This is a genomic window from Yersinia thracica, from assembly GCF_902170565.1.
Taxonomy (GTDB): domain Bacteria; phylum Pseudomonadota; class Gammaproteobacteria; order Enterobacterales; family Enterobacteriaceae; genus Yersinia; species Yersinia thracica.
This window is the reverse complement of sequence record NZ_CABHXX010000084.1, coordinates 37,222-58,262: the sequence shown is the minus strand read 5'-3', so window position 1 is coordinate 58,262 and position 21,041 is coordinate 37,222. Positions and strand designations below refer to the sequence as shown.

Here is a 21,041-nt window from a genome sequence, read left to right as displayed (position 1 = left end):
TGGCAGCGTCATTTTACTGTTACTTAATTTGTTTATTAATAAAGTCTTGTCCGTTCATCATGAGCGGCATGCGTGGAGGTGGTTGGATTAATGATCCGTTGTCTACTGGTTGCTGCACATCAACAGCTGCGTCGTTCTGACGTTCAATCCCCCCTTGCAACCTCCCTTTCTTGTACACCATCAACCCGATGTTATACCCACATGGGTGCAACTCAGGATTCGCGGGCGGGTTAATTACCCCCTGAAGCACTGAATCCGGCTAGCCTGACGACTTTGCGGCTAATCCGATTCACAAAATCTCAATACGTATTTACAGTCAAACGTATTTTACATTTAAACGTGATTTACCCTGTTTTGGGTAATGAATAGCCGAGATAAACTGCTAGTGGATCGCGCTTTATAGCGCAATATTCTGCCAATTTGGCATTCACGCGGGTTGTCCTTGCTGGTTGTAGCTGCGATAGTGGCTGACTTTATCGTCAGTATCGCAATAGAGGCGAATTATGTCTGATGATAACTTGATTGGCCGTCCGTCAGCTGCGGGCGCACATGTTTCTTTACGCTCCATGCAGGAGGTTGCCATGAATGATCGTAATGCTAGCAAGATGCTGAGCACGTATAACGTCGCCTACTGGGGTGGCAACTATTTTGACGTCAATGAACTGGGCCATATCAGTGTTTGCCCTGATCCGGATGTTCGCGAGGCGCGTGTCGATTTGGCTGAACTGGTCAAAAAAATGCAACTTGAGCAGGGGCAACGCCTGCCTGCGTTATTCTGTTTCCCCCAGATTTTACAGCATCGCCTGCGCTCAATTAATGGCGCGTTTAAACGCGCGCGCGAGTCGTTTGGCTATGAAGGCGATTACTTCCTGGTTTATCCGATTAAAGTTAACCAGCATCGTCGGGTCATTGAATCACTGGTTAATTCCGGTGAGCCGTTAGGGCTGGAAGCGGGTTCTAAAGCTGAAATGATGGCGGTTTTGGCGCATGCGGGTATGACTCGCTCGGTCATCGTTTGTAATGGCTATAAAGACCGTGAATATATCCGTCTGGCATTGATCGGCGAAAAACTGGGCCATAAGGTGTATCTGGTTATCGAAAAGATGTCAGAAATCAAAATGGTACTGGAAGAAGCCGAGCGCCTGAATGTCGTCCCGCGCTTGGGTGTTCGCGCGCGTCTGGCGTCACAAGGTTCCGGCAAATGGCAGGCCAGTGGTGGCGAGAAATCCAAATTTGGCTTGTCTGCCACTCAGGTATTGCAGTTGGTTGATATGCTGCGTGAAGCCAATAGCTTGGAAAGCCTGCAATTACTGCATTTCCATTTAGGTTCTCAGCTGTCCAACATCCGTGATATCTCGACAGGCGTCCGTGAATCAGCCCGTTTCTATGTGGAACTCCACAAGCTGGGTGTCAATATCCAGTGCTTCGATGTGGGCGGCGGTCTGGGTGTGGATTACGAAGGGACGCGCTCCCAATCGGATTGCTCAGTTAACTATGGCCTGAATGAATATGCCAACAACGTTATCTGGGGTATCGGTGATGCTTGTAATGAGCACGGCTTGCCGCACCCAACGGTGATTACGGAATCGGGCCGCGCAGTCACTGCGCACCATACCGTGCTGGTGTCCAATGTGATTGGCGTGGAACGCAATGAATTTAATGAGCCACAAGCACCGGAAGAAGATGCACCTCGTGCGCTGATCAGCCTGTGGGACACCTGGCTGGAAATGCAAGAGCCGGAAAACCGCCGCTCTCTGCGCGAATGGCTGCACGACAGTCAAATGGACTTGCACGATGTTCACACCCAGTATGCTCACGGCATGCTGGAACTGGCGCAGCGTGCATGGGCTGAAGAACTGTATTTGAGCATTTGTAATGAGATCCAAAAACAGTTGGACCCGAGCAACCGTGCGCATCGGCCAATCATTGATGAGCTGCAAGAGCGTATGGCCGATAAGCTGTATGTGAATTTCTCGCTGTTCCAGTCAATGCCGGATGCATGGGGTATTGATCAGCTCTTCCCAGTCTTGCCATTGGAAGGGTTAGATAAGCCACCAGAGCGCCGTGCGGTCTTGTTGGATATCACCTGTGATTCTGACGGGACTATCGACCATTATATTGATGGCGACGGAGTGGCAACCACCATGCCAATGCCGCCATATGATGCAGAGAATCCGCCACTGCTGGGCTTCTTTATGGTCGGTGCCTATCAGGAAATTCTGGGCAATATGCACAATCTGTTCGGCGATACCGCCGCCGTAGATGTGTTTGTTTTCCCTGATGGTACGGTTGAGTTTGAACAGACCGATGAAGGCGATACTGTCGCGGATATGCTGGAATACGTTCAATTGAACCCAGAAAAACTGCTAAAACAGTTTTCTGACCAAGTGAAAGAAACCGATCTGGACACTGAGTTACAAGCTCAGTTTATGGAAGAGTTTGAAGCAGGTCTGTACGGTTATACTTATCTCGAAGATGAGTAAGTATTAGCAGCTGATTAATACCACTTAAGGGCAAACTCAGGTTTGCCCTTTTTGTTTGCGCGACGACTGGTGATTGTCTGATTATCAACCACACTAATATTGGTGATTTCTGACGATAATCTGCGAGGTGCTTTCATGGGATGGGTCAGTGTTTGTAAGGTAAATTATGTCAAACCGGACTTTCCTTTCTCAGCTCAAGTAGATGATAAAAGGATTGGCGTTTATGTCATTGATGGTGAGTATTTTGCAATGGAGGATGTTTGCCCCCACGCCAATGCTTTGTTAAGTCAAGGTTTTATGGACGGAGACACAGTTGAGTGCCCATTACATGGCGCACTATTTGATATCCGAACCGGGCAATGCTTACGTGAGCCGGGGGATCGGGATTTGAACATTTACCCGGTGCGAGTCAATGGTGATCAGATTGAGGTTAATCTGACGGTGGAATAAGTCATAACGCCCCTGTTATGGGGCGCTTACACTAATAAAATATTATTATTTCTCGGCGGCGATGCGCTGGCGGATATGGTCGGCGCGAGCCTGTGAGGACGGGTGATCGTCAAACATACTGCTGGTGCGGCCGGCTTCCATGGTAGCCAGTTTTTCGAAGCTGGTGACCAAACCGTTAGGATCGATACCGCGCTTTTTCAGCAGGTCGAATGAGTAATCATCTGCTTCACTTTCTTGTTTTTGTGAGAACTGGGCATTCACCAGTTTCTGACCAATATCAGCTAACTGAGACTGGGAAAGTTGCCCGGCAACCCCACCGGCAGATGCGGCGGCAGTCCGTAGGGCGGTGGTGCCATAGGCCACTTGCATGGCTTTGCGGGTATGTCCTAATGCCACATGGCCCATCTCATGGCCGAGCACGCCTTCCACTTCATTGTCGGTCATCATGTCCATTAAGCCGCTGTAAACACGAATACAACCATTGGCCATCGCCCAAGCATTGACATCTTTTGTGACGTAAACCTTATAGTTAGCTGGCGTGCCATTGATATTATCACCCAATGCCGCTGAGATTTTTGCCAGGCGTTTACCGTAGGCACTATCAGCAGAGGCTATCTGGGCTTTTTGATCCATTTCCACACAAGATTTTTCACTGAGGTTTTTTACATCAGCATCACTCAGGGTTGCAGCCTGGAAAGCCTGGGCACCGGATTGCATCAAACCATCGGTATTTATATTCTGGCAGCCACTAAGTAATGCCGTCAGGCTCAGGGCAATCATTGAGGTACGCATTTTCATAACACTTTCTTCCTGTGGTTATGGGGCTTTTATTGTTACATTACATCAATTGCATTAATAGCTATTGCATCAGCGCCGCTTCTACTACTCTGGGCAGCACTGGTGATATATGGCCTGATTGACAATGGATAGCGGAGATTAATGCGCTATTGGCGTCAGAGCTATAGCTTTATTCTGAAAATCAGCAGACTCCATTCGTCATTAGTATGGAAGTTATTGCTCATTGTGGTTTTAGTGGTTGCCGTTTCAATGTTGAGTCTGAGAAAATGGTAAACTTGAACGCTTTTTTTAATCCGACCTGGAGTAAAACATGTCCTCTCGTAAAGAGCTTGCCAACGCGATCCGCGCACTAAGCATGGACGCAGTGCAAAAAGCGAATTCCGGCCACCCCGGCGCCCCTATGGGTATGGCAGATATTGCCGAAGTTCTGTGGCGCGATTACCTGAACCATAATCCAACTAATCCACACTGGGCTGATCGCGACCGTTTCGTCTTGTCGAATGGTCACGGCTCCATGTTGATCTATAGCCTGCTGCACCTCACTGGCTATGATCTGCCGCTGGAAGAACTGAAAAACTTTCGCCAGTTGCACTCTAAAACGCCAGGTCACCCAGAATATGGCTACACCGCTGGCGTAGAAACCACTACTGGCCCATTGGGTCAGGGCATTGCCAACGCAGTTGGTTTTGCGATTGCAGAACGCACGCTGGGCGCGCAGTTTAACCGCCCGAACCATGAGATTGTTGATCACCACACTTACGCCTTTATGGGCGACGGTTGCATGATGGAAGGCATTTCTCACGAAGTTTGCTCTCTGGCGGGTACCATGAAGCTGGGCAAATTGACGGCTTTCTATGATGACAACGGCATCTCCATCGACGGCCATGTTGAAGGCTGGTTTACTGATGATACTGCGGCGCGTTTCGAAGCTTATGGCTGGCATGTCGTTCGTGGTGTTGATGGTCATAACGCTGACTCCATCAAAGCGGCCATCGAAGAAGCTCACAAAGTGACCGACAAACCATCTTTGCTGATGTGTAAAACCATTATCGGTTTTGGTTCACCGAAGAAAGCCGGCACCCATGATTCACACGGCGCACCATTAGGTGTTGATGAAGTTGCCGCGACCCGTGAAGCATTGGGCTGGAAATACGCAGCATTCGAAATTCCACAGGATATCTATGCCGCGTGGGATGCCAAAGAAGCAGGTAAAGCTAAAGAAGCTGCTTGGAATGAGAAGTTCGCTGCATACGCTAAAGCGTATCCGGAACTGGCTGCTGAATTCAAACGCCGCATCAGTGGTGAGCTGCCAGCTAACTGGGCAACTGAATCCAAGAAATTCATCGAACAGCTGCAAGCTAACCCGGCGAATATTGCCAGCCGTAAAGCCTCGCAAAACTCGCTGGAAGCTTTCGGTAAAGTGTTACCTGAATTCTTGGGCGGCTCTGCTGATCTGGCACCAAGTAACCTGACTATCTGGTCTGGCTCCAAATCTCTGAGCGAAGATCTCGCGGGTAACTATATTCACTATGGTGTACGTGAATTTGGTATGTCTGCCATCATGAACGGCATCGCTTTGCACGGCGGTTTCATCCCTTACGGCGCAACTTTCCTGATGTTTGTGGAATATGCCCGTAACGCAGTGCGCATGGCTGCGCTGATGAAAATTCGCAGCATCTTCGTTTACACCCATGACTCTATCGGCTTAGGTGAAGATGGCCCAACCCATCAGCCAGTTGAGCAGATGGCCAGCTTGCGTGTGACTCCAAATATGAGCACCTGGCGCCCATGTGACCAGGTTGAATCTGCGGTGGCATGGCAGTATGCATTGGAACGTAAAGACGGCCCAAGCGCACTGATCTTCTCCCGCCAAAACCTGGCACAACAGCCACGTACTGCTGAGCAGTTAGCCAATATCTCTAAAGGCGCTTATGTGCTGAAAGATTGTGCTGGCCTTCCTGAACTGATCTTTATCGCGACCGGTTCTGAAGTTGAATTGGCGGTTGCAGCTGCTGATCAACTGACGGCTGCTGGCCGCAAAGTGCGTGTTGTGTCTATGCCATCGACCGATGCATTCGACAAACAAGACGCAGCTTACCGTGAGTCTGTATTGCCATCTGCTGTCAGCGCGCGCGTTGCCGTTGAAGCCGGTATTGCTGATTACTGGTACAAATACGTCGGGCTGAATGGCGCAGTCGTGGGTATGCACACCTTTGGTGAGTCTGCTCCGGCTGAATTGCTGTTCAAAGAGTTTGGTTTCACCGTAGAAAACGTGGTGGCGAAAGCTCAGGCGTTATTGAAGTAATTTTTTGTTAAAACGGCATGACGTTATCAAGGCTATAAATCACTGTAAAGGGTGATGAGAAGCTCGGTAATGCAGCTGTTAAAAGACCGCTTCGGCGGTCTTTTTTTTCGCCAATTGATGGATGAATTGTGCCCTTTATCAGGCAGATATTCCTTTTGTGATTCGTTTGGTTTATTCTGGCTGAAGCGTTTCAGTCATGATTCACTTTCCATTTCAGCCAATTTCGCTGAGGAAAAAGCCGGAAGTATTCTGGCTGAATTGTGATAAGACGATTAACATCTTAGGGTGCGCTGCAGTACGCTATGGGGTTGCATGATAATAACCAGAAACAGGGAGCAACATGACAATCCGTATAGCGATAAATGGCTTTGGCCGTATTGGCCGTAGCGTTTTACGCGCATTATATGAATCTGGTCGCCGGGCAGAGATTTCAGTCGTTGCAATTAATGAGCTGGCTAATGCAGAGGGGATGGCCCATCTGTTGAAGTATGACTCCAGCCATGGCCGGTTTGCCTGGGATGTTCGTCAGGAATGTGACAAATTATACGTCGGGGACGATACTATCCGGTTGATACATCAGCCAGAGATTGGGCAGTTACCTTGGGGTGAGTTAGGAATTGATGTGGTTCTGGATTGTAGCGGCGTTTATGGTAGCCGTGCAGATGGCGAGGCGCATTTAACCTCCGGTGCCAAAAAGGTGCTGTTTGCCCATCCCGGTGGACATGATTTGGATGCTACGGTGGTTTATGGTGTTAACCATCAAGATTTACGGGCAGATCACCGAATTGTTTCCAACGCGTCCTGTACCACGAACTGTATTATTCCTATTATTCAGTTGTTGGATATCGCTTATGGTATCGAATCCGGCACTGTCACCACCATTCATTCATCAATGAATGACCAGCCCGTTATTGATGCTTATCATCAAGATTTACGCCGTACCCGGGCAGCAAGCCAGTCAATTATCCCGGTGGATACCAAACTGGCAGCAGGGATTACCCGTATTTTTCCGAAGTTTTGCGACAGGTTTGAAGCTATCTCGGTGCGGGTGCCAACTATCAACGTAACGGCTATAGATTTAAGCGTCAGCGTAACAAGCCCGGTTGGTGTGGCTGAGGTTAACCAGCTTTTGCAAAAGGCAGCAAGAGGCTCATTTCGTGGTATAGTTGACTATACGGAATTACCATTGGTATCGACCGATTTTAACCATGATCCGCACAGTGCAATTGTCGATTGCACACAAACGCGAGTCAGCGGGCAACACCTGATTAAGACGTTGGTATGGTGCGATAACGAATGGGGTTTCGCCAATAGAATGTTGGATACGACATTGGCGATGGCCAAAAGCGGTTTCTAGTATGGCATGCTAACGCATTGTTTTTCCGTGATTTACTGCGGTTATATCAGCGTTGATGTGCAGCTTATGCAACTTTAAAGAGAATCAACAAGAGGATTCACCATGTCTGTAATTAAGATGACCGATCTGGATCTAGCTGGCAAACGCGTGCTGATCCGTGCGGACCTCAATGTTCCGGTAAAAGATGGCAAAGTGACTTCTGATGCGCGTATCCGTGCATCTCTGCCGACAATTGAAGCGGCACTGAAGCAAGGCGCTAAAGTAATGGTTACCTCTCACCTGGGTCGTCCGACCGAAGGCGAGTACAATGAAGAGTTCTCCTTGCTTCCCGTCGTTAACTACCTGAAAGACAAATTGTCTGCTCCGGTACGTTTGGCGAAAGATTATCTGGACGGCGTTGAAATTGCAGCTGGCGAGTTAGTTGTTCTGGAAAACGTTCGCTTTAACAAAGGCGAGAAAAAAGACGACGAAACTCTGTCCAAAAAATATGCCGCACTGTGTGATGTGTATGTGATGGATGCTTTTGGTACCGCTCACCGTGCACAAGCTTCTACTCACGGTGTCGGTAAATTTGCTCCTATCGCGTGTGCTGGCCCGCTGTTGTCAGCAGAGTTGGAAGCCTTGGGTAAAGCACTGGGTAACCCAGCGCGTCCAATGGTTGCTATCGTCGGCGGTTCAAAAGTTTCAACCAAACTGACCGTGCTGGGTGCGCTGTCTAAAATTGCCGACCAATTGATTGTTGGTGGCGGTATCGCGAATACCTTCGTGGCAGCTCAAGGCCACAATGTCGGTAAATCTCTGTACGAAGCAGACCTGATTCCAGAAGCTAAACGTCTACTGGAAACTTGTGATATCCCCGTTCCTACTGATGTTCGTGTTGCCACTGAATTCTCTGAAACGGCGGCTGCAACACTGAAGCCAGCTGATCAGATCAAAGATGATGAGCAAATTCTGGATCTGGGCGACGTATCAGCAGAACGTCTGGCAGAGATCCTGAAAAACGCCAAAACCATTCTGTGGAATGGTCCGGTTGGTGTGTTCGAGTTCCCTAACTTCCGTAAAGGGACCGAAATCGTGGCTCGCGCCATCGCAGAGAGCGAAGCATTCTCAATCGCGGGCGGCGGCGACACTCTGGCAGCCATCGACTTGTTCGGTATTGCTGACCAAATCTCCTATATCTCCACTGGCGGCGGTGCTTTCCTTGAGTTCGTAGAAGGGAAAAAACTGCCAGCGGTTGTGATGTTGGAAGAGCGCGCTAAGCAGTAATTTAGATAACGGGGGGTGAGAGCCGCCCGTTTCGCTTTTAGCCAAGCTAATAAAGCTTGCGGGCTTTAGGTTGGCGAAAACCGATTTACATTTAGGGCCTATCCCCCCGGATAGCTGCTATCTTCAGTCGACGAAACAGGACAACGTACATGTCTAAAATTTTTGATTTCGTAAAACCAGGTGTCATCACAGGTGATGACGTTCAGAAAGTGTTCGCAATAGCAAAAGAAAACAACTTTGCTCTGCCAGCAGTAAACTGTGTCGGCACCGACTCTATCAACGCAGTGCTGGAAACAGCAGCTAAAGTGCGTGCGCCGGTTATCGTTCAGTTCTCTAACGGTGGTGCAGCATTTATCGCAGGTAAAGGCGTGAAGACTGACGTGCCACAAGGCGCGGCAATCTTGGGCGCTATCTCTGGTGCGCACCATGTGCATCAGATGGCTGAACACTACGGTGTTCCGGTTATTCTGCATACCGACCATTGTGCTAAGAAATTGTTGCCATGGTTAGACGGTTTGTTGGATGCAGGCGAGAAACACTTCGCGGCAACCGGCAAACCACTGTTCTCTTCTCACATGATTGACCTGTCTGAAGAGTCCCTGGAAGAAAACATCGAAATCTGTAGTAAGTACCTGACTCGTATGTCAAAACTGGGTATGACGCTGGAAATCGAACTGGGTTGCACCGGTGGTGAAGAAGATGGCGTAGACAACAGCCATATGGATGCATCTTCTCTGTACACTCAGCCGCAAGACGTTGATTACGCTTACGAAAAATTGAACGCAATCAGCCCGCGTTTCACTATCGCCGCTTCTTTCGGTAACGTGCACGGTGTTTACAAACCAGGTAACGTGAAACTGACCCCGACTATTCTGCGTGATTCTCAGGATTATGTTTCTAAGAAACACAATCTGCCGCACAACAGCCTGGACTTCGTGTTCCACGGCGGTTCAGGTTCTACTGCTGCTGAAATCAAAGAAGCAGTCAGCTACGGCGTAGTGAAGATGAATATCGACACCGATACCCAATGGGCAACATGGGAAGGTATTCTGGATTACTACAAAAAGAATGAAGGCTATCTGCAAGGCCAACTGGGTAACCCAGAAGGTGCTGATAAACCGAACAAAAAATACTACGATCCTCGCGTATGGCTGCGCTCAGCGCAGGTTTCAATGATTGCCCGTCTAGAGCTGGCATTCAAAGAACTGAACGCAATCGACGTACTGTAATTCAGTCTTATTTTGACTGTTTTAAAAGGCCCGAAAGGGCCTTTTTTCGTTGTTAGTGAGCTGTTTTTTTAGCTGCTGCTACCGACTCTATAGTCGTTATTGTTGGCTTTACGGGACTGCCAAAATTGGCAACATTCTCCATTGTTGGTTACCCTAAACGGACTGCCCGCTGTATCAGTCAGCACAGGGCAGCACTTTTGGCGTAATTTCTCCCGCAGGGAGCTATTTGTAGGATGGTTTAAATGGACGAATTAAACGTAGTTGATGGTATCAATGAAGCGAGTAGCTGGTTGGTGAATAATCAGGAATTACTGATTCAATATGCGGTCAATATTGTCGCGGCGTTACTGACCCTGATTGTCGGTTCGATTATTGCCAAAGTGGTTTCCGGCATGCTCAGTCGGGTAATGAAGTTACGGGGTATTGATCTCACCGTAGCAGATTTCCTGGCGGCAATGGCGCGCTACAGTATTCTGGCTTTTACTATCGTCGCGGTGTTGGGGCGCCTTGGGGTACAAACTGCCTCGGTGATTGCGGTTATTGGTGCCGCCGGTTTAGCGGTCGGTTTGGCGCTGCAAGGCTCACTGTCCAACTTTGCCGCTGGCGTGTTACTGGTGGCCTTCCGACCATTTAAAGCGGGTGAATATGTCGATCTGGGCGGTGTAGCCGGTACTGTGGTGCAGGTGCAGATTTTCTCAACCACGTTGCGCACTGTCGATGACAAAATTATTGTTGTACCGAATGGTAAAATTATCGCCAACAACATTATCAACACCAGCCGTGAGCCCAATCGCCGTACTGATATGGTTATTGGTGTGGCCTATGATGCTGATATTGATGTGGTGAAGAAAGTGCTGGGTGACATCATTGCAGCCGATTCCCGCATCATGCATGACAAAGGGGTTACCGTGCGTTTGAATGAGATGGCGGCTTCGTCATTAAACTTTACCGTGCGCGTCTGGACCACCAACGGCGATGCCATGGACGTTTATTGGGATCTGATGGAGAACTTCAAACGCGCGTTGGATGCCCACAAAATTGGCATTCCTTACCCGCAGATGGATGTGCATTTGCATCAGGTTGATAAAGCAGAATCTGCTCCGACAGCATAAAACCTGATAGCAGTAAACCCAGTCAAAACGGGCTATTATTGGCCCGTTTTTCTTATCTTCTTTTCCCGTGCGAGCTTTTGTTTATTAATTATTAGACTTACTTATAGTAGATAAGAAATATCAATTTCCTCTGATGGTTATCTCCCCGTAATATGCTGCTAATTCTTCAACAATTCTCTCAGTTTGTTTTGAGTATTATTTAAAGGTAACAGTATGTTAGCTGTCTATTTGCAAGGCTTTGCCCTGAGTGCGGCCATGATCCTCCCCCTCGGGCCACAAAATGCCTTTGTGATGAATCAGGGCATTAAGCGGCAGCACCATTTGATGAGTGCCGCGTTGTGCGCCCTCAGTGACATCATATTGATTTGTGCTGGTATTTTTGGTGGCAGTGCTTTACTGAACCGTTCTCCATTGCTACTGGCTCTGGTGACTTGGGGCGGCGTGGCATTTCTGTTGTGGTACGGTTGGGGGGCATTAATGGCTGCATGGCGTGGCGATAGCTCGTCATCAACTGTTGCCGCAGGTGCGCAAGGGCGCTGGCGCATTCTGGTCACGTTATTGGCGGTGACCTGGCTTAACCCGCATGTTTATCTGGATACTTTTGTGGTGCTGGGGAGCTTAGGGGGCCAGCTATTACCGGATGTTCGGCCGTGGTTTGCTTTTGGTGCCGTGAGCGCCTCTGTAACCTGGTTTTTTGCTCTGGCGTTGCTGGCCGCGTGGTTATCGCCATGGCTTAACCGCCCAACTTCACAGCGGGTCATCAATCTACTTGTGGGGAGCGTGATGTGGTTTATTGCTTTTCAGTTAGCACGGCAGGGAATGAGTCTGTAAGTTTTTATCATTAATCCGAATCCCTAATTTAGTAAGATATGCTACGGTTGTCTTATACCCGTCATACTTCAAGCTGCATGTGTGTTGGCTGCCTTCGTTCACCCCAGTCACTGACTTGTGTAAGCTCCTGGGGACTCGCTCAGTTGCCGCCTTCATGCAACTCGAATTATTTAGTGCATAGTTTTATTATGATTATCTTAGGAGGCTCTGTGAAGTTAAAGACATTGGCTTTGGCCGCAATGATGGGATTAGGGACGTTACCTTTGGCGCTGCAAGTTCAGGCGGCCGAACTACCAGAAGGGCCGCATGTTGTCACCTCGGGAACCGCCAGTGTTGATGCGGCTCCAGATATTGCCACCATTACCATCGAAGTGAGTGTCTCTGCCAAAGATGCCGCTGAGGCTAAGAAACAGGCAGATACCCGCGTCGCACAATATTTTGATTTCCTGCGTAAGAGTGGCATTGAGAAAAAAGATATCAATGCGGCTAATATCCGGACTCAAGCTGAATATGATTATCAGAAAACCGGTGAAGCCGTATTGAAAGGCTACCGTGCGGTACGTCAGGTTCAAGTGACACTGCGCCAGTTGGATAAGTTGAATGAGTTACTGGATGGCGCACTCAAATCGGGCCTTAATGAAATTCACTCCGTCGAGCTTGGTGTTGCTAACCCGGACACTTATCGTGAACAGGTTCGTCAAAAAGCCATCGAGAATGCCATTAGCCAGGCTGGCGCTTTGGCTGATGGATTTAAGGTTAAATTGGGGCCGGTATACAGTATTCGTTACCGTGCCGCTAACTACCAGCCAATGCCGGTAGCGCGTATGTTCAAGAGTGCTGATGCCGCACCAGCCAATGATGCAGCCCAAACTTATGAGCAACAAACCATCCATTTTGATGATCAAGTTGATGTCGTGTTTGAGCTGAAAACCAGCGCCAACACGCCCGCAGCTGCCGTCAAATAAGCTAATCTTGCCGTAATACCTGATGCCCGTGAGATAACAGGGCATCAGTTACCTTTCTCATTGTCCGGCTTTCTGGTGCAAATCGATGCCAGTACAGCATCCGCCGTTGCAATAACCCCGGCGTTAGGTCAATTAATTCACCGGATGCCAACTCTTTTTCGATTTGCAAATGCGGGATCATACAGCAGGTGGTGCCTTGCCTTGCTAACTGTACAAAAGCTTCCGACGAGTTAACAATATGGCACGGCACACTGCCGGGCGACAAATCGAAATTCTGCTGTAAAAATGCCTGATGCATATCATCCAAATGGTCAAAGGCCACGGCAGGTGCTTTCAGCAATGCCGAGCGGGTCACGCCATTGGGAAAGTAGCGATCGGCAAAGGGTTTTGACGCCACAAACAGATAATCCAGTGCGCCGAGCTGATCAACCAGGCAGCTTGGTAGCGGTTGAGGCTGGATACTGACCGCGCCCACCACCTCGCCACGGCGTAACCGCTCTTGAGTGCGGGTTTCATCTTCAACTTGTAAATTCAGCCGGATAGGGGAGTCTGCCAACACCGGTTTTAGCGCCGGCAGCAGCCAGGTTGCCAGACTGTCGGCATTGACCGCCAATGACAGCAACAGCGGGGTGTCGCCGCCATTATCATTGCCGAGCCACTCTTCTTCCAGCAGTTCAACCTGATGCAGTAAGGCGAGCAGTTTCTGCCCTTGCTCAGTTGGGCGAGGGGGCACGGTGCGTACCAATAGCGGCTGACCGAACAGATTTTCCAACTGCTTAATGCGTTGAGATACCGCCGATTGGGTGATGCAGAGTTTTTGTGCCGCGCGTTCAAAACCGCGTTCACGGATCACCGCGTCCAGCGCTTGTAGCGTACGGTAGTCTGGGCGTTTCATCGGAGTCATCTCTCCAAATATTTAAGTTAATACCGCACTATGCCACATTTTGTTCATTTTTCTATGTTGGAATACCGGATGGCTCGCCACAAATAAACCGGCGTAACTGTGATCCAGCTAGAATTACCGCCGACATGAGCCGGCTTTATTGCGATGTTTTATCATATATATGCTCTATAATGACGTCAGGTTTTCTTTCACATCAAGGCGTGAACTTACCATGACTCAGGATGAACTTAAAAAAGCAGTGGGCTGGGCAGCATTAGATTATGTCAAACCCGGCACTATCGTTGGGGTCGGCACCGGCTCTACTGCGGCACATTTTATTGATGCCCTTGCCTCCATCAAAGGCCAAATTGAAGGGGCCGTTTCCAGCTCTGATGCCTCTACCGCTAAGCTGAAAAGCTATGGTATTCAGGTGTTTGATTGCAATGAAGTCGATGTGCTGGATATTTATGTCGATGGCGCGGATGAAATTAACAGCCAAATGCAGATGATTAAAGGCGGTGGTGCAGCACTGACCCGCGAGAAAATCATTGCGGCCATTTCCCGTAAATTCATCTGTATTGCTGACGCATCCAAACAGGTTGATGTTTTGGGTAAGTTCCCACTGCCGGTCGAAGTTATCCCGATGGCGCGTTCTTATGTTGCCCGCGAGCTGGTGAAATTGGGCGGGTTACCTGAATATCGCCAAAATGTCCTGACGGATAATGGCAATGTTATTTTGGATGTGCACAACCTGACTATATTGGATGCCATTGCGCTCGAAAATAAAATTAATGGTATCGCCGGTGTGGTCACCGTGGGGTTATTTGCCAACCGAGGTGCTGATGTGGCGCTGATTGGTACTGCCGATGGTGTTAAGATGATCGATGGTGTTAAGACGGTCGTGCTCAAGTAGTTGAATGAATATTATTTAGGGTGAGGTTATTGGCTTCACCCGGATAAATTGTGCCTTTAAAACTCTTTTCTTAAAATGATTAAATTTGGTGATATATATCACATTTAATCATTTCATTTTCTTAACCTGCCATTAACTCAGTCTCCGCCAGTTTTTTATTCCATAAATTAACATTTGCACTGCTTGTTATGCTGACGGGGGGCAATCGTTTGTATTGCCGCCCGCGAAATATTTGTTATGTTGACTGGGTGCTGACCGGATTCATTCGATATCGTCAGCCACATCTGAAGTCTGAAAATAGGGTCGGGGACATGGCAAAAGTATCACTGGAGAAAGACAGAATTAAGTTTCTGTTAGTGGAAGGGGTGCACCAGAGCACGGTTGATAATCTGCGTGCAGCCGGTTATAGCAATATTGAATATCATAAAGGTGCCTTAGACACCGAATCACTGAAAGAATCTATTCGTGATGCTCACTTCGTTGGGATTCGATCGCGTACGCATCTGTCCGAAGAAGTCTTTGCTGCAGCAGAAAAGTTGGTTGCAGTAGGTTGTTTCTGTATCGGTACCAATCAGGTTGATTTAAAAGCGGCGACTAAACGTGGTGTGCCGGTATTCAATGCACCTTTCTCCAATACCCGTTCGGTAGCTGAAATGGTTCTGGGCGAGTTACTGCTAATGTTCCGCGGTATTCCATCCGCTAACGCCAAAGCACACCGTGGCGAGTGGAATAAGCTGGCTGTTGGCTCCTATGAAGCCCGTGGCAAAAAGCTGGGTATTATCGGCTATGGTCATATCGGGACTCAGCTCGGTATTCTGGCTGAAAGTGTCGGGATGAAAGTGTTCTTCTATGATATTGAAAATAAACTGTCGTTAGGGAATGCGCAGCAGGTTCGCCACCTGTCTGATTTGCTGAATATGAGTGATGTGATTAGCTTGCATGTGCCAGAAAATCACTCCACCAAGAATATGATTGGCCCTGAGCAATTGGCTCTGATGAAACCGGGCGCGATGCTGATTAATGCTTCTCGTGGGACGGTGGTTGATATCCCGGCACTGTGTGATGCATTGGCCAGTAATCATCTGGCAGGGGCGGCAATCGACGTTTTCCCTGAAGAGCCAGCAACCAATAAAGACCCGTTCAATTCACCATTGTGCGAGTTTGATAATGTGTTATTGACCCCGCATATCGGTGGTTCAACTCAGGAAGCGCAGGAAAATATTGGTGATGAAGTGGCCGGTAAACTGGCGAAGTATTCCGATAACGGCTCAACGTTGTCTGCGGTTAACTTCCCAGAAGTTTCTCTGCCAGCTCATGGTGATAACACCCGCCGTCTGCTGCATATTCATGAGAATCGCCCCGGTATTCTGACCAGCATTAACAAAATTTTTGCTGAGCAGAACGTCAACATCGCGGCGCAGTATTTGCAAACCAGTGCTGATATCGGTTATGTCGTTATTGATGTTGAAACTGATGATGCAGAGAATGCAGAAAAAGCATTGCAGGCCATGAAGGCGATTCCAGGGACTATCCGTTCGCGTTTGCTCTATTGATAAGAGTTGTATTGAATAACTGAACACCCGCTATCTATCAGATATCGGGTGTTTTTTTATATCAAAAGGTTAACTCTCACCACTGCCATACTTTGGTCGGTGTCACAATCTCTGGCAACGGCACATCCCAATGTTCATTCGGCAAATGCTCGACTCGCTGGCAATCATGGGCCAGACCAATAGGATAGGGGCCACCCTGCTGCCAGTTTTGCAGTGTTCGGTCATAGAAGCCACCTCCCATACCTAAACGCTGCCCGTGGCTATCAAATGCCACCAGCGGGGTTATCACCACGTCTAATCGGTTTAACGGCAGTACGTCGCGCACATCTAATTGGGGTTCCAGGATTTTCAAACGATTACGAATGAGCTGGCTATCAGGGCGATAGTGGAGAAACAGTAAATGGCCGGGGCTGAAAGGATGAAGAATAGGGAGATAAACCTGTTTTTTCTGCTGCCACAATAATTCGATAACTGGGGCGGTATCTAACTCGCCATCAAAAGACAGAAATAGGGCAATAGTATTGGCTTGCTGGATTTTGTCGTGGGAAGCGATTTGTTGAGCTGCGAGAGTGGCGGATTGCTGCTGTTGTTCGGGAGTCAACAGACGCCGACGCTCACGAATTTCACTGCGGATTTTTTTTCGCTCAATGGCATGCTGTTGATTTGAAATCATATTATTGACTTATACCCGTCATACTTCGGGCTGCATGTGCGTTGGTTACACTCAATTACCCGAATCACTTACTCATGTAAGTTCACCGGGACTCACTCACTTGCCGCCTTCCTGAAACTCGAATTATTTAGGGTATAAAAATATGCTAGCGGCTTGAAACACACGATTGAGGTAAATGAATAGAAAATTGTCTGTATTAAGACGAACGTGATAACCGAAATGCGTGTTACACGATAAGAAAGGGATCTCCGAGATGCCGCCGCAGGCTGTAACCCTTGAACCCATGGTTCAAGGTGAACGCAGCGTCGCAACCTTAAGGCTTCTCGGCGGACCGAGCATGCGCACCAGTTACGGAGTCGCTACATTCTGTTGGTATTAATTATCGGCTCAGGGGACGGGCCCGCTGGCAAACATCTCAGAGAAATTCTTTACTCACTGCTGAATCTATCATTCAACAGAGATTTATTCAAACTGTGCATCTTGACGTTCAGAGATGCGGCCCTGTTCAAGCAGCGCTTGTTCAATGGTCTGTTGTAACATCCGAATACGTTGCTCCATATTGGATGCATAGTCACGGGTTTTCAACCTTTCCTGAGCTAATTCGTGACATACGTTCAATGCCGCGATGAAAACTAACTGCTCAGTATTGGTGACTCTAGTGCGAACTTTCAGATCTTGCAACCGTTGGTTAAGATCTTCGGCTGCCATGTTCAACGCATCTTGTTGTTCTGGCGGACAGTTCACTCTTAACGATCGACCAAAAATTTGAATATCTACCGGTTGTGCAGACATGCGACCTTCCTGACTAATTTCGCGCCAGCCCTGAAAACCAGAGGCAAAATGCTCGTAGCGGCAAAGCGGGCGTCACTATATATACCTCGATACCAAGATTCAACCCCTAATACCCGTCATATTTCAAGTTGTAGGTGTGTTAGCTGCCTTCCTGCATCTTGAAATCTATAGGGTATAGAGTGTTGCGTTTTCTGGTATAGCGACCTTTCTTGGTGGTAGCATAACACGAACTTATCCTGCCAACGATGACCAATACGCATGTCTATAGAGAATACATTACCGACTTACCAATCACTTGCCCTGGCATTGAACCAGCAAGCAGTGGCATTAACCCCTGCTGAAATGCACGGCCTGATCAGTGGCATGCTGTGCGGGGGCAGTAAAGACGATGGTTGGCGCGCACTGGTGCATGACTTGACCAACGAGGGTGTCGCCTTTTCGCAAGCCCTTGGTTTGCCGTTACAGCAGTTACATGAAGCAACACAAGAAGCGCTGGAAAACGAAGGTTTTATGTTTCAGTTGCTGATCCCTGAAGGTGAAGAAATCACTGTTTTTGACCGTGCTGATGCATTATCCGGCTGGGTAAACCATTTCCTGCTAGGTCTTGGGATGCTGCAACCGAAGTTGGCGCAAGTGAAAGATGAAGTGGGCGAAGCCATTGATGATTTGCGTAATATTGCTCAGTTAGGATATGACGACGATGAAGATCAGGAAGAACTGGCTCAATCATTGGAAGAAGTCATTGAGTATGTCCGTGTCGCGGCTATCTTGTGTCATATTGAATTTACTCAAGAAAAACCGACTGCACCGGAAGTTCGTAAGCCGACATTACACTAAGCGGGTCTGTGTCGTGTGTTGAATGATGGAAACCGGATATTTCAGGAGGGTGTAATGACTCAGCAAGAATACCAGAACCGCCGTCAGGCGCTGTTGGCGAAGATGGCCTCGGGCAGTGCTGCCATTATTTTTGCCGCACCAGAGGCCACGCGCAGTGCGGATTCTGAATATCCTTATCGGCAGAATAGCGATTTTAGTTATCTGACCGGCTTTAATGAGCCGGAAGCGGTGCTGATTCTGGTGAAAAGCGATGAAACTCACAACCACAGCGTGCTGTTTAACCGGGTGCGGGATTTAACCGCTGAAATCTGGTTTGGTCGCCGTTTAGGGCAAGAGGCCGCGCCCGAGAAGTTGGGTATCGATCGCGCATTACCTTTCGATGAAATCGACGAGCAACTCTATTTGCTGCTTAATCGCTTGGATGTGATTTATCACGCGCAAGGGCAATATGATTATGCGGATAAGATTGTATTCGCCGCGCTGGAAAAATTGCGTAACGGTTTTCGTAAAAACTTGCGCGCCCCCGCGACCTTAACTGACTGGCGGCCATGGTTGCATGAAATGCGCCTGTTTAAGTCAGAAGAAGAACTTGCCGTGATGCGCCGCGCCGGTGAAATTAGCGCATTGGCCCATACCCGCGCGATGGAAAGATGCCGCCCAGGGATGTTTGAGTACCAATTGGAGGGGGAGATTCTGCATGAATTTACTCGCCATGGTGCGCGTTATCCGGCGTATAACACGATTGTCGGTGGCGGTGAAAATGGCTGCATTTTGCATTACACCGAAAATGAGTGCGAACTGCGAGATGGCGATTTAGTGCTGATTGACGCCGGTTGCGAATATCAGGGCTATGCCGGTGATATCACCCGAACTTTCCCGGTAAACGGTAAATTTACCCCAGCACAACGGGAAATTTATGACATCGTGCTGGCTTCCATCAATAAAGCTCTGGAATTGTACCGGCCAGGGACCAGCATCCGCGAAGTCACGAGCCAGGTGGTGCGGATTATGATTACCGGTTTGGTGAATTTGGGCATCCTCAAAGGGGATGTTGAGCAACTGATTATTGAACAAGCGCACCGTCCCTTCTTTATGCACGGCTTGAGCCACTGGCTGGGGCTGGATGTGCATGATGTCGGCGATTACAGCAACAGTGACCGTGAGCGCATTCTTGAGCCGGGCATGGTGCTGACCATCGAGCCGGGCTTGTATATCGCGCCAGATGCCGATGTTCCGCCGCAATATCGCGGTATTGGCATTCGGATTGAAGATGACATCGTGATTACTGCGGCGGGTAACGAAAATCTGACCGCCAGTGTGGTAAAAGATCCCGATGACATTGAAGCCCTGATGGCGGCAGCGAGATAACTGATGAGTGTGATAATTGTTGGTGGCGGTATGGCTGGCGCGACACTGGCGCTGGCTATTTCATCCCTCACTAAAGGGGCGGTACCGGTGGCGCTGATTGAAGCACATCTTCCTGACAGCCGCCAACATCCGGGTTTTGATGCCAGAGCCATTGCATTGGCGCAGGGGACCTGTCAGCAATTGGATAGCATTGGCCTCTGGTCAGCATTGGCAGACTGTGCCACCGCCATTGAACATGTTCACGTTAGTGATAGCGGCCATTCCGGCTTTGTGAATCTTCGGGCGCAAGATTATCGCGTTCCGGCCCTGGGGCAGGTCATTGAGCTGTTTGATGCTGGCAATCGGCTATTTGCATTGTTACAGAAAGCGCCGGGTGTGACCTTACATTGCCCGGCAAAAGTGGTTGATGTGGTGCGCACGACAGAATCTGCCACGGTGACATTGGATAATGGCCAACAACTCAGCGCTAAACTGTTGGTGGCGGCGGATGGCTCTCATTCCGCACTGGCTCAAGCCTGTCACATTCAGTGGCAGCAGCAGGATTACCAACAAATCGCGGTGATCGCCAATGTCACGACCTCAGAATTGCCCAATGGGCGTGCTTTTGAGCGCTTTACCCGCCATGGGCCATTGGCGCTACTGCCCATGTCTCAAGGGCGCAGTTCATTAGTTTGGTGCCATGCAAAAGAAAATAAACAGCAGGTGGATAGCTGGGATGACACCCGTTTTCTGTCCGAGCTACAGCAGGCTTTCGGCTGGCGGCTAGGGAAAATGCTGCATGCCGGCAAGCGCCATAGTTATCCACTGCAATTGCTCACCGCCTTGCGCCATGTCAGCCATCGGCTGGCATTAGTCGGCAATGCGGCTCAAACTTTGCATCCGATTGCCGGTCAGGGCTTTAATTTAGGGCTGCGCGATGTGATGTCACTGGCTGAAACTATTGCCCAAGCTGCCCTTGCGGGAAGAGACCCCGGCGATTATGCAGTACTCAGCCAATACCAACAGCGGCGGCAACAAGATCAACAGGCGACTATCGGCATCACTGATGGATTAATCCGCCTGTTTGCCAACCGCTATGGGCCGCTGGTGGTGGGGCGTAATCTTGCTTTGATGTCGATGGAGCATCTGCCCCCTATACGTGATATTTTCGCCCGGCGGACATTGGGATGGGTTAAGCGCTAAAAATCTATAGGGTAAATAAAGTTCATATATCATAAGGGAATACG

Annotated in this window: 20 protein-coding genes and 1 other RNA gene; 16 read left to right on the top strand and 5 right to left on the bottom strand. The window is 49.0% G+C overall.

The window, feature by feature from the left end:
- Positions 1-90 precede the first annotated feature (90 nt).
- The 3 genes from FTA91_RS20625 (at position 91) to FTA91_RS11805 (ending at position 2,933) form a co-directional block, all read left to right on the top strand.
- Positions 91-234 (top strand): hypothetical protein, encoded by a 144-nt coding sequence (locus FTA91_RS20625; RefSeq protein ID WP_420855986.1) that lies wholly within the window; start codon positions 91-93, stop codon positions 232-234.
- A gap of 269 nt (positions 235-503) precedes the next feature.
- On the top strand, positions 504-2,483 hold the full coding sequence (speA, locus tag FTA91_RS11810; RefSeq protein WP_050113765.1) for a biosynthetic arginine decarboxylase: 1,980 nt from the start codon (positions 504-506) through the stop codon (positions 2,481-2,483).
- A 135-nt stretch (positions 2,484-2,618) separates the two neighbouring features.
- Complete coding sequence (locus FTA91_RS11805) at positions 2,619-2,933, top strand: non-heme iron oxygenase ferredoxin subunit (protein ID WP_050113766.1); 315 nt, start codon at positions 2,619-2,621, stop codon at positions 2,931-2,933.
- A 45-nt stretch (positions 2,934-2,978) separates the two neighbouring features.
- Here the strand turns inward: FTA91_RS11805 and loiP are convergent, their stop codons facing one another.
- Positions 2,979-3,731 (bottom strand): metalloprotease LoiP, encoded by a 753-nt coding sequence (gene loiP, locus FTA91_RS11800; protein ID WP_004390996.1) that lies wholly within the window; start codon positions 3,729-3,731, stop codon positions 2,979-2,981.
- Positions 3,732-4,041: 310 nt separating this feature from the next.
- Between loiP and tkt the strand changes: the two genes are divergently transcribed.
- From tkt to FTA91_RS11760, 8 genes are all read left to right on the top strand, one after another.
- Positions 4,042-6,036 (top strand): transketolase, encoded by a 1,995-nt coding sequence (tkt, locus tag FTA91_RS11795; RefSeq protein ID WP_050113767.1) that lies wholly within the window; start codon positions 4,042-4,044, stop codon positions 6,034-6,036.
- 69 nt (positions 6,037-6,105) lie between these two features.
- Positions 6,106-6,300, top strand: a complete 195-nt coding sequence (locus FTA91_RS11790; RefSeq protein ID WP_050113768.1) for a hypothetical protein — start codon at positions 6,106-6,108, stop codon at positions 6,298-6,300.
- 76 nt (positions 6,301-6,376) lie between these two features.
- Positions 6,377-7,393, top strand: coding sequence for an erythrose-4-phosphate dehydrogenase (gene epd / locus FTA91_RS11785; protein ID WP_050113769.1), 1,017 nt, complete (start codon positions 6,377-6,379; stop codon positions 7,391-7,393).
- A 102-nt stretch (positions 7,394-7,495) separates the two neighbouring features.
- On the top strand, positions 7,496-8,659 hold the full coding sequence (pgk, locus tag FTA91_RS11780) for a phosphoglycerate kinase (RefSeq protein ID WP_032815224.1): 1,164 nt from the start codon (positions 7,496-7,498) through the stop codon (positions 8,657-8,659).
- A gap of 149 nt (positions 8,660-8,808) precedes the next feature.
- The gene (fbaA, locus tag FTA91_RS11775) at positions 8,809-9,888 is read left to right on the top strand and encodes a class II fructose-bisphosphate aldolase (protein ID WP_004390991.1); all 1,080 of its coding nucleotides are present in this window, start codon (positions 8,809-8,811) and stop codon (positions 9,886-9,888) included.
- A 242-nt stretch (positions 9,889-10,130) separates the two neighbouring features.
- Positions 10,131-11,000, top strand: a complete 870-nt coding sequence (mscS, locus tag FTA91_RS11770) for a small-conductance mechanosensitive channel MscS (RefSeq protein ID WP_050113770.1) — start codon at positions 10,131-10,133, stop codon at positions 10,998-11,000.
- 213 nt (positions 11,001-11,213) lie between these two features.
- Positions 11,214-11,831 carry an arginine exporter ArgO gene (gene argO, locus FTA91_RS11765; protein WP_050113771.1) on the top strand — a complete coding sequence of 206 codons (618 nt, stop codon included), beginning with the start codon at positions 11,214-11,216 and terminating at the stop codon, positions 11,829-11,831.
- Between the two features lie 209 nt (positions 11,832-12,040).
- Positions 12,041-12,796 (top strand): oxidative stress defense protein, encoded by a 756-nt coding sequence (locus FTA91_RS11760; protein ID WP_050113772.1) that lies wholly within the window; start codon positions 12,041-12,043, stop codon positions 12,794-12,796.
- Between the two features lies 1 nt (position 12,797).
- On the opposite strand, the gene FTA91_RS11755 is transcribed toward FTA91_RS11760, so the two are convergent.
- On the bottom strand, positions 12,798-13,691 hold the full coding sequence (locus tag FTA91_RS11755) for a LysR family transcriptional regulator ArgP (protein WP_038631041.1): 894 nt from the start codon (positions 13,689-13,691) through the stop codon (positions 12,798-12,800).
- 220 nt (positions 13,692-13,911) lie between these two features.
- On the opposite strand from FTA91_RS11755, the gene rpiA reads away from it, so the two are divergent.
- Both rpiA and serA read left to right on the top strand, forming a co-directional pair.
- On the top strand, positions 13,912-14,592 hold the full coding sequence (gene rpiA, locus FTA91_RS11750; protein ID WP_050113773.1) for a ribose-5-phosphate isomerase RpiA: 681 nt from the start codon (positions 13,912-13,914) through the stop codon (positions 14,590-14,592).
- A gap of 311 nt (positions 14,593-14,903) precedes the next feature.
- On the top strand, positions 14,904-16,145 hold the full coding sequence (serA, locus tag FTA91_RS11745) for a phosphoglycerate dehydrogenase (protein ID WP_050113774.1): 1,242 nt from the start codon (positions 14,904-14,906) through the stop codon (positions 16,143-16,145).
- 76 nt (positions 16,146-16,221) lie between these two features.
- On the opposite strand, the gene FTA91_RS11740 is transcribed toward serA, so the two are convergent.
- The 3 genes from FTA91_RS11740 to zapA all read right to left on the bottom strand — a co-directional run bounded on the left by FTA91_RS11740 (position 16,222) and on the right by zapA (position 17,610).
- Positions 16,222-16,818: a 5-formyltetrahydrofolate cyclo-ligase gene (locus FTA91_RS11740; RefSeq protein WP_050113775.1), complete on the bottom strand. Its 597-nt coding sequence runs from the start codon at positions 16,816-16,818 to the stop codon at positions 16,222-16,224.
- A 241-nt stretch (positions 16,819-17,059) separates the two neighbouring features.
- A non-coding RNA gene (ssrS, locus tag FTA91_RS11735) (6S RNA) lies at positions 17,060-17,243 on the bottom strand.
- Between the two features lie 37 nt (positions 17,244-17,280).
- Complete coding sequence (gene zapA / locus FTA91_RS11730; RefSeq protein WP_004706812.1) at positions 17,281-17,610, bottom strand: cell division protein ZapA; 330 nt, start codon at positions 17,608-17,610, stop codon at positions 17,281-17,283.
- A gap of 258 nt (positions 17,611-17,868) precedes the next feature.
- Here zapA and FTA91_RS11725 point away from each other — a divergent pair, with 258 nt between their 5' ends.
- Genes FTA91_RS11725 through ubiH form a run of 3 tightly spaced genes read left to right on the top strand, consistent with a single transcriptional unit; the run spans position 17,869 to position 20,997 of the window.
- On the top strand, positions 17,869-18,447 hold the full coding sequence (locus FTA91_RS11725; protein WP_050113776.1) for a YecA/YgfB family protein: 579 nt from the start codon (positions 17,869-17,871) through the stop codon (positions 18,445-18,447).
- Between the two features lie 54 nt (positions 18,448-18,501).
- Complete coding sequence (gene pepP / locus FTA91_RS11720; protein ID WP_050113778.1) at positions 18,502-19,815, top strand: Xaa-Pro aminopeptidase; 1,314 nt, start codon at positions 18,502-18,504, stop codon at positions 19,813-19,815.
- Between the two features lie 3 nt (positions 19,816-19,818).
- Positions 19,819-20,997: a 2-octaprenyl-6-methoxyphenyl hydroxylase gene (gene ubiH, locus FTA91_RS11715; RefSeq protein WP_050113780.1), complete on the top strand. Its 1,179-nt coding sequence runs from the start codon at positions 19,819-19,821 to the stop codon at positions 20,995-20,997.
- The last annotated feature ends 44 nt before the right edge of the window (positions 20,998-21,041 follow it).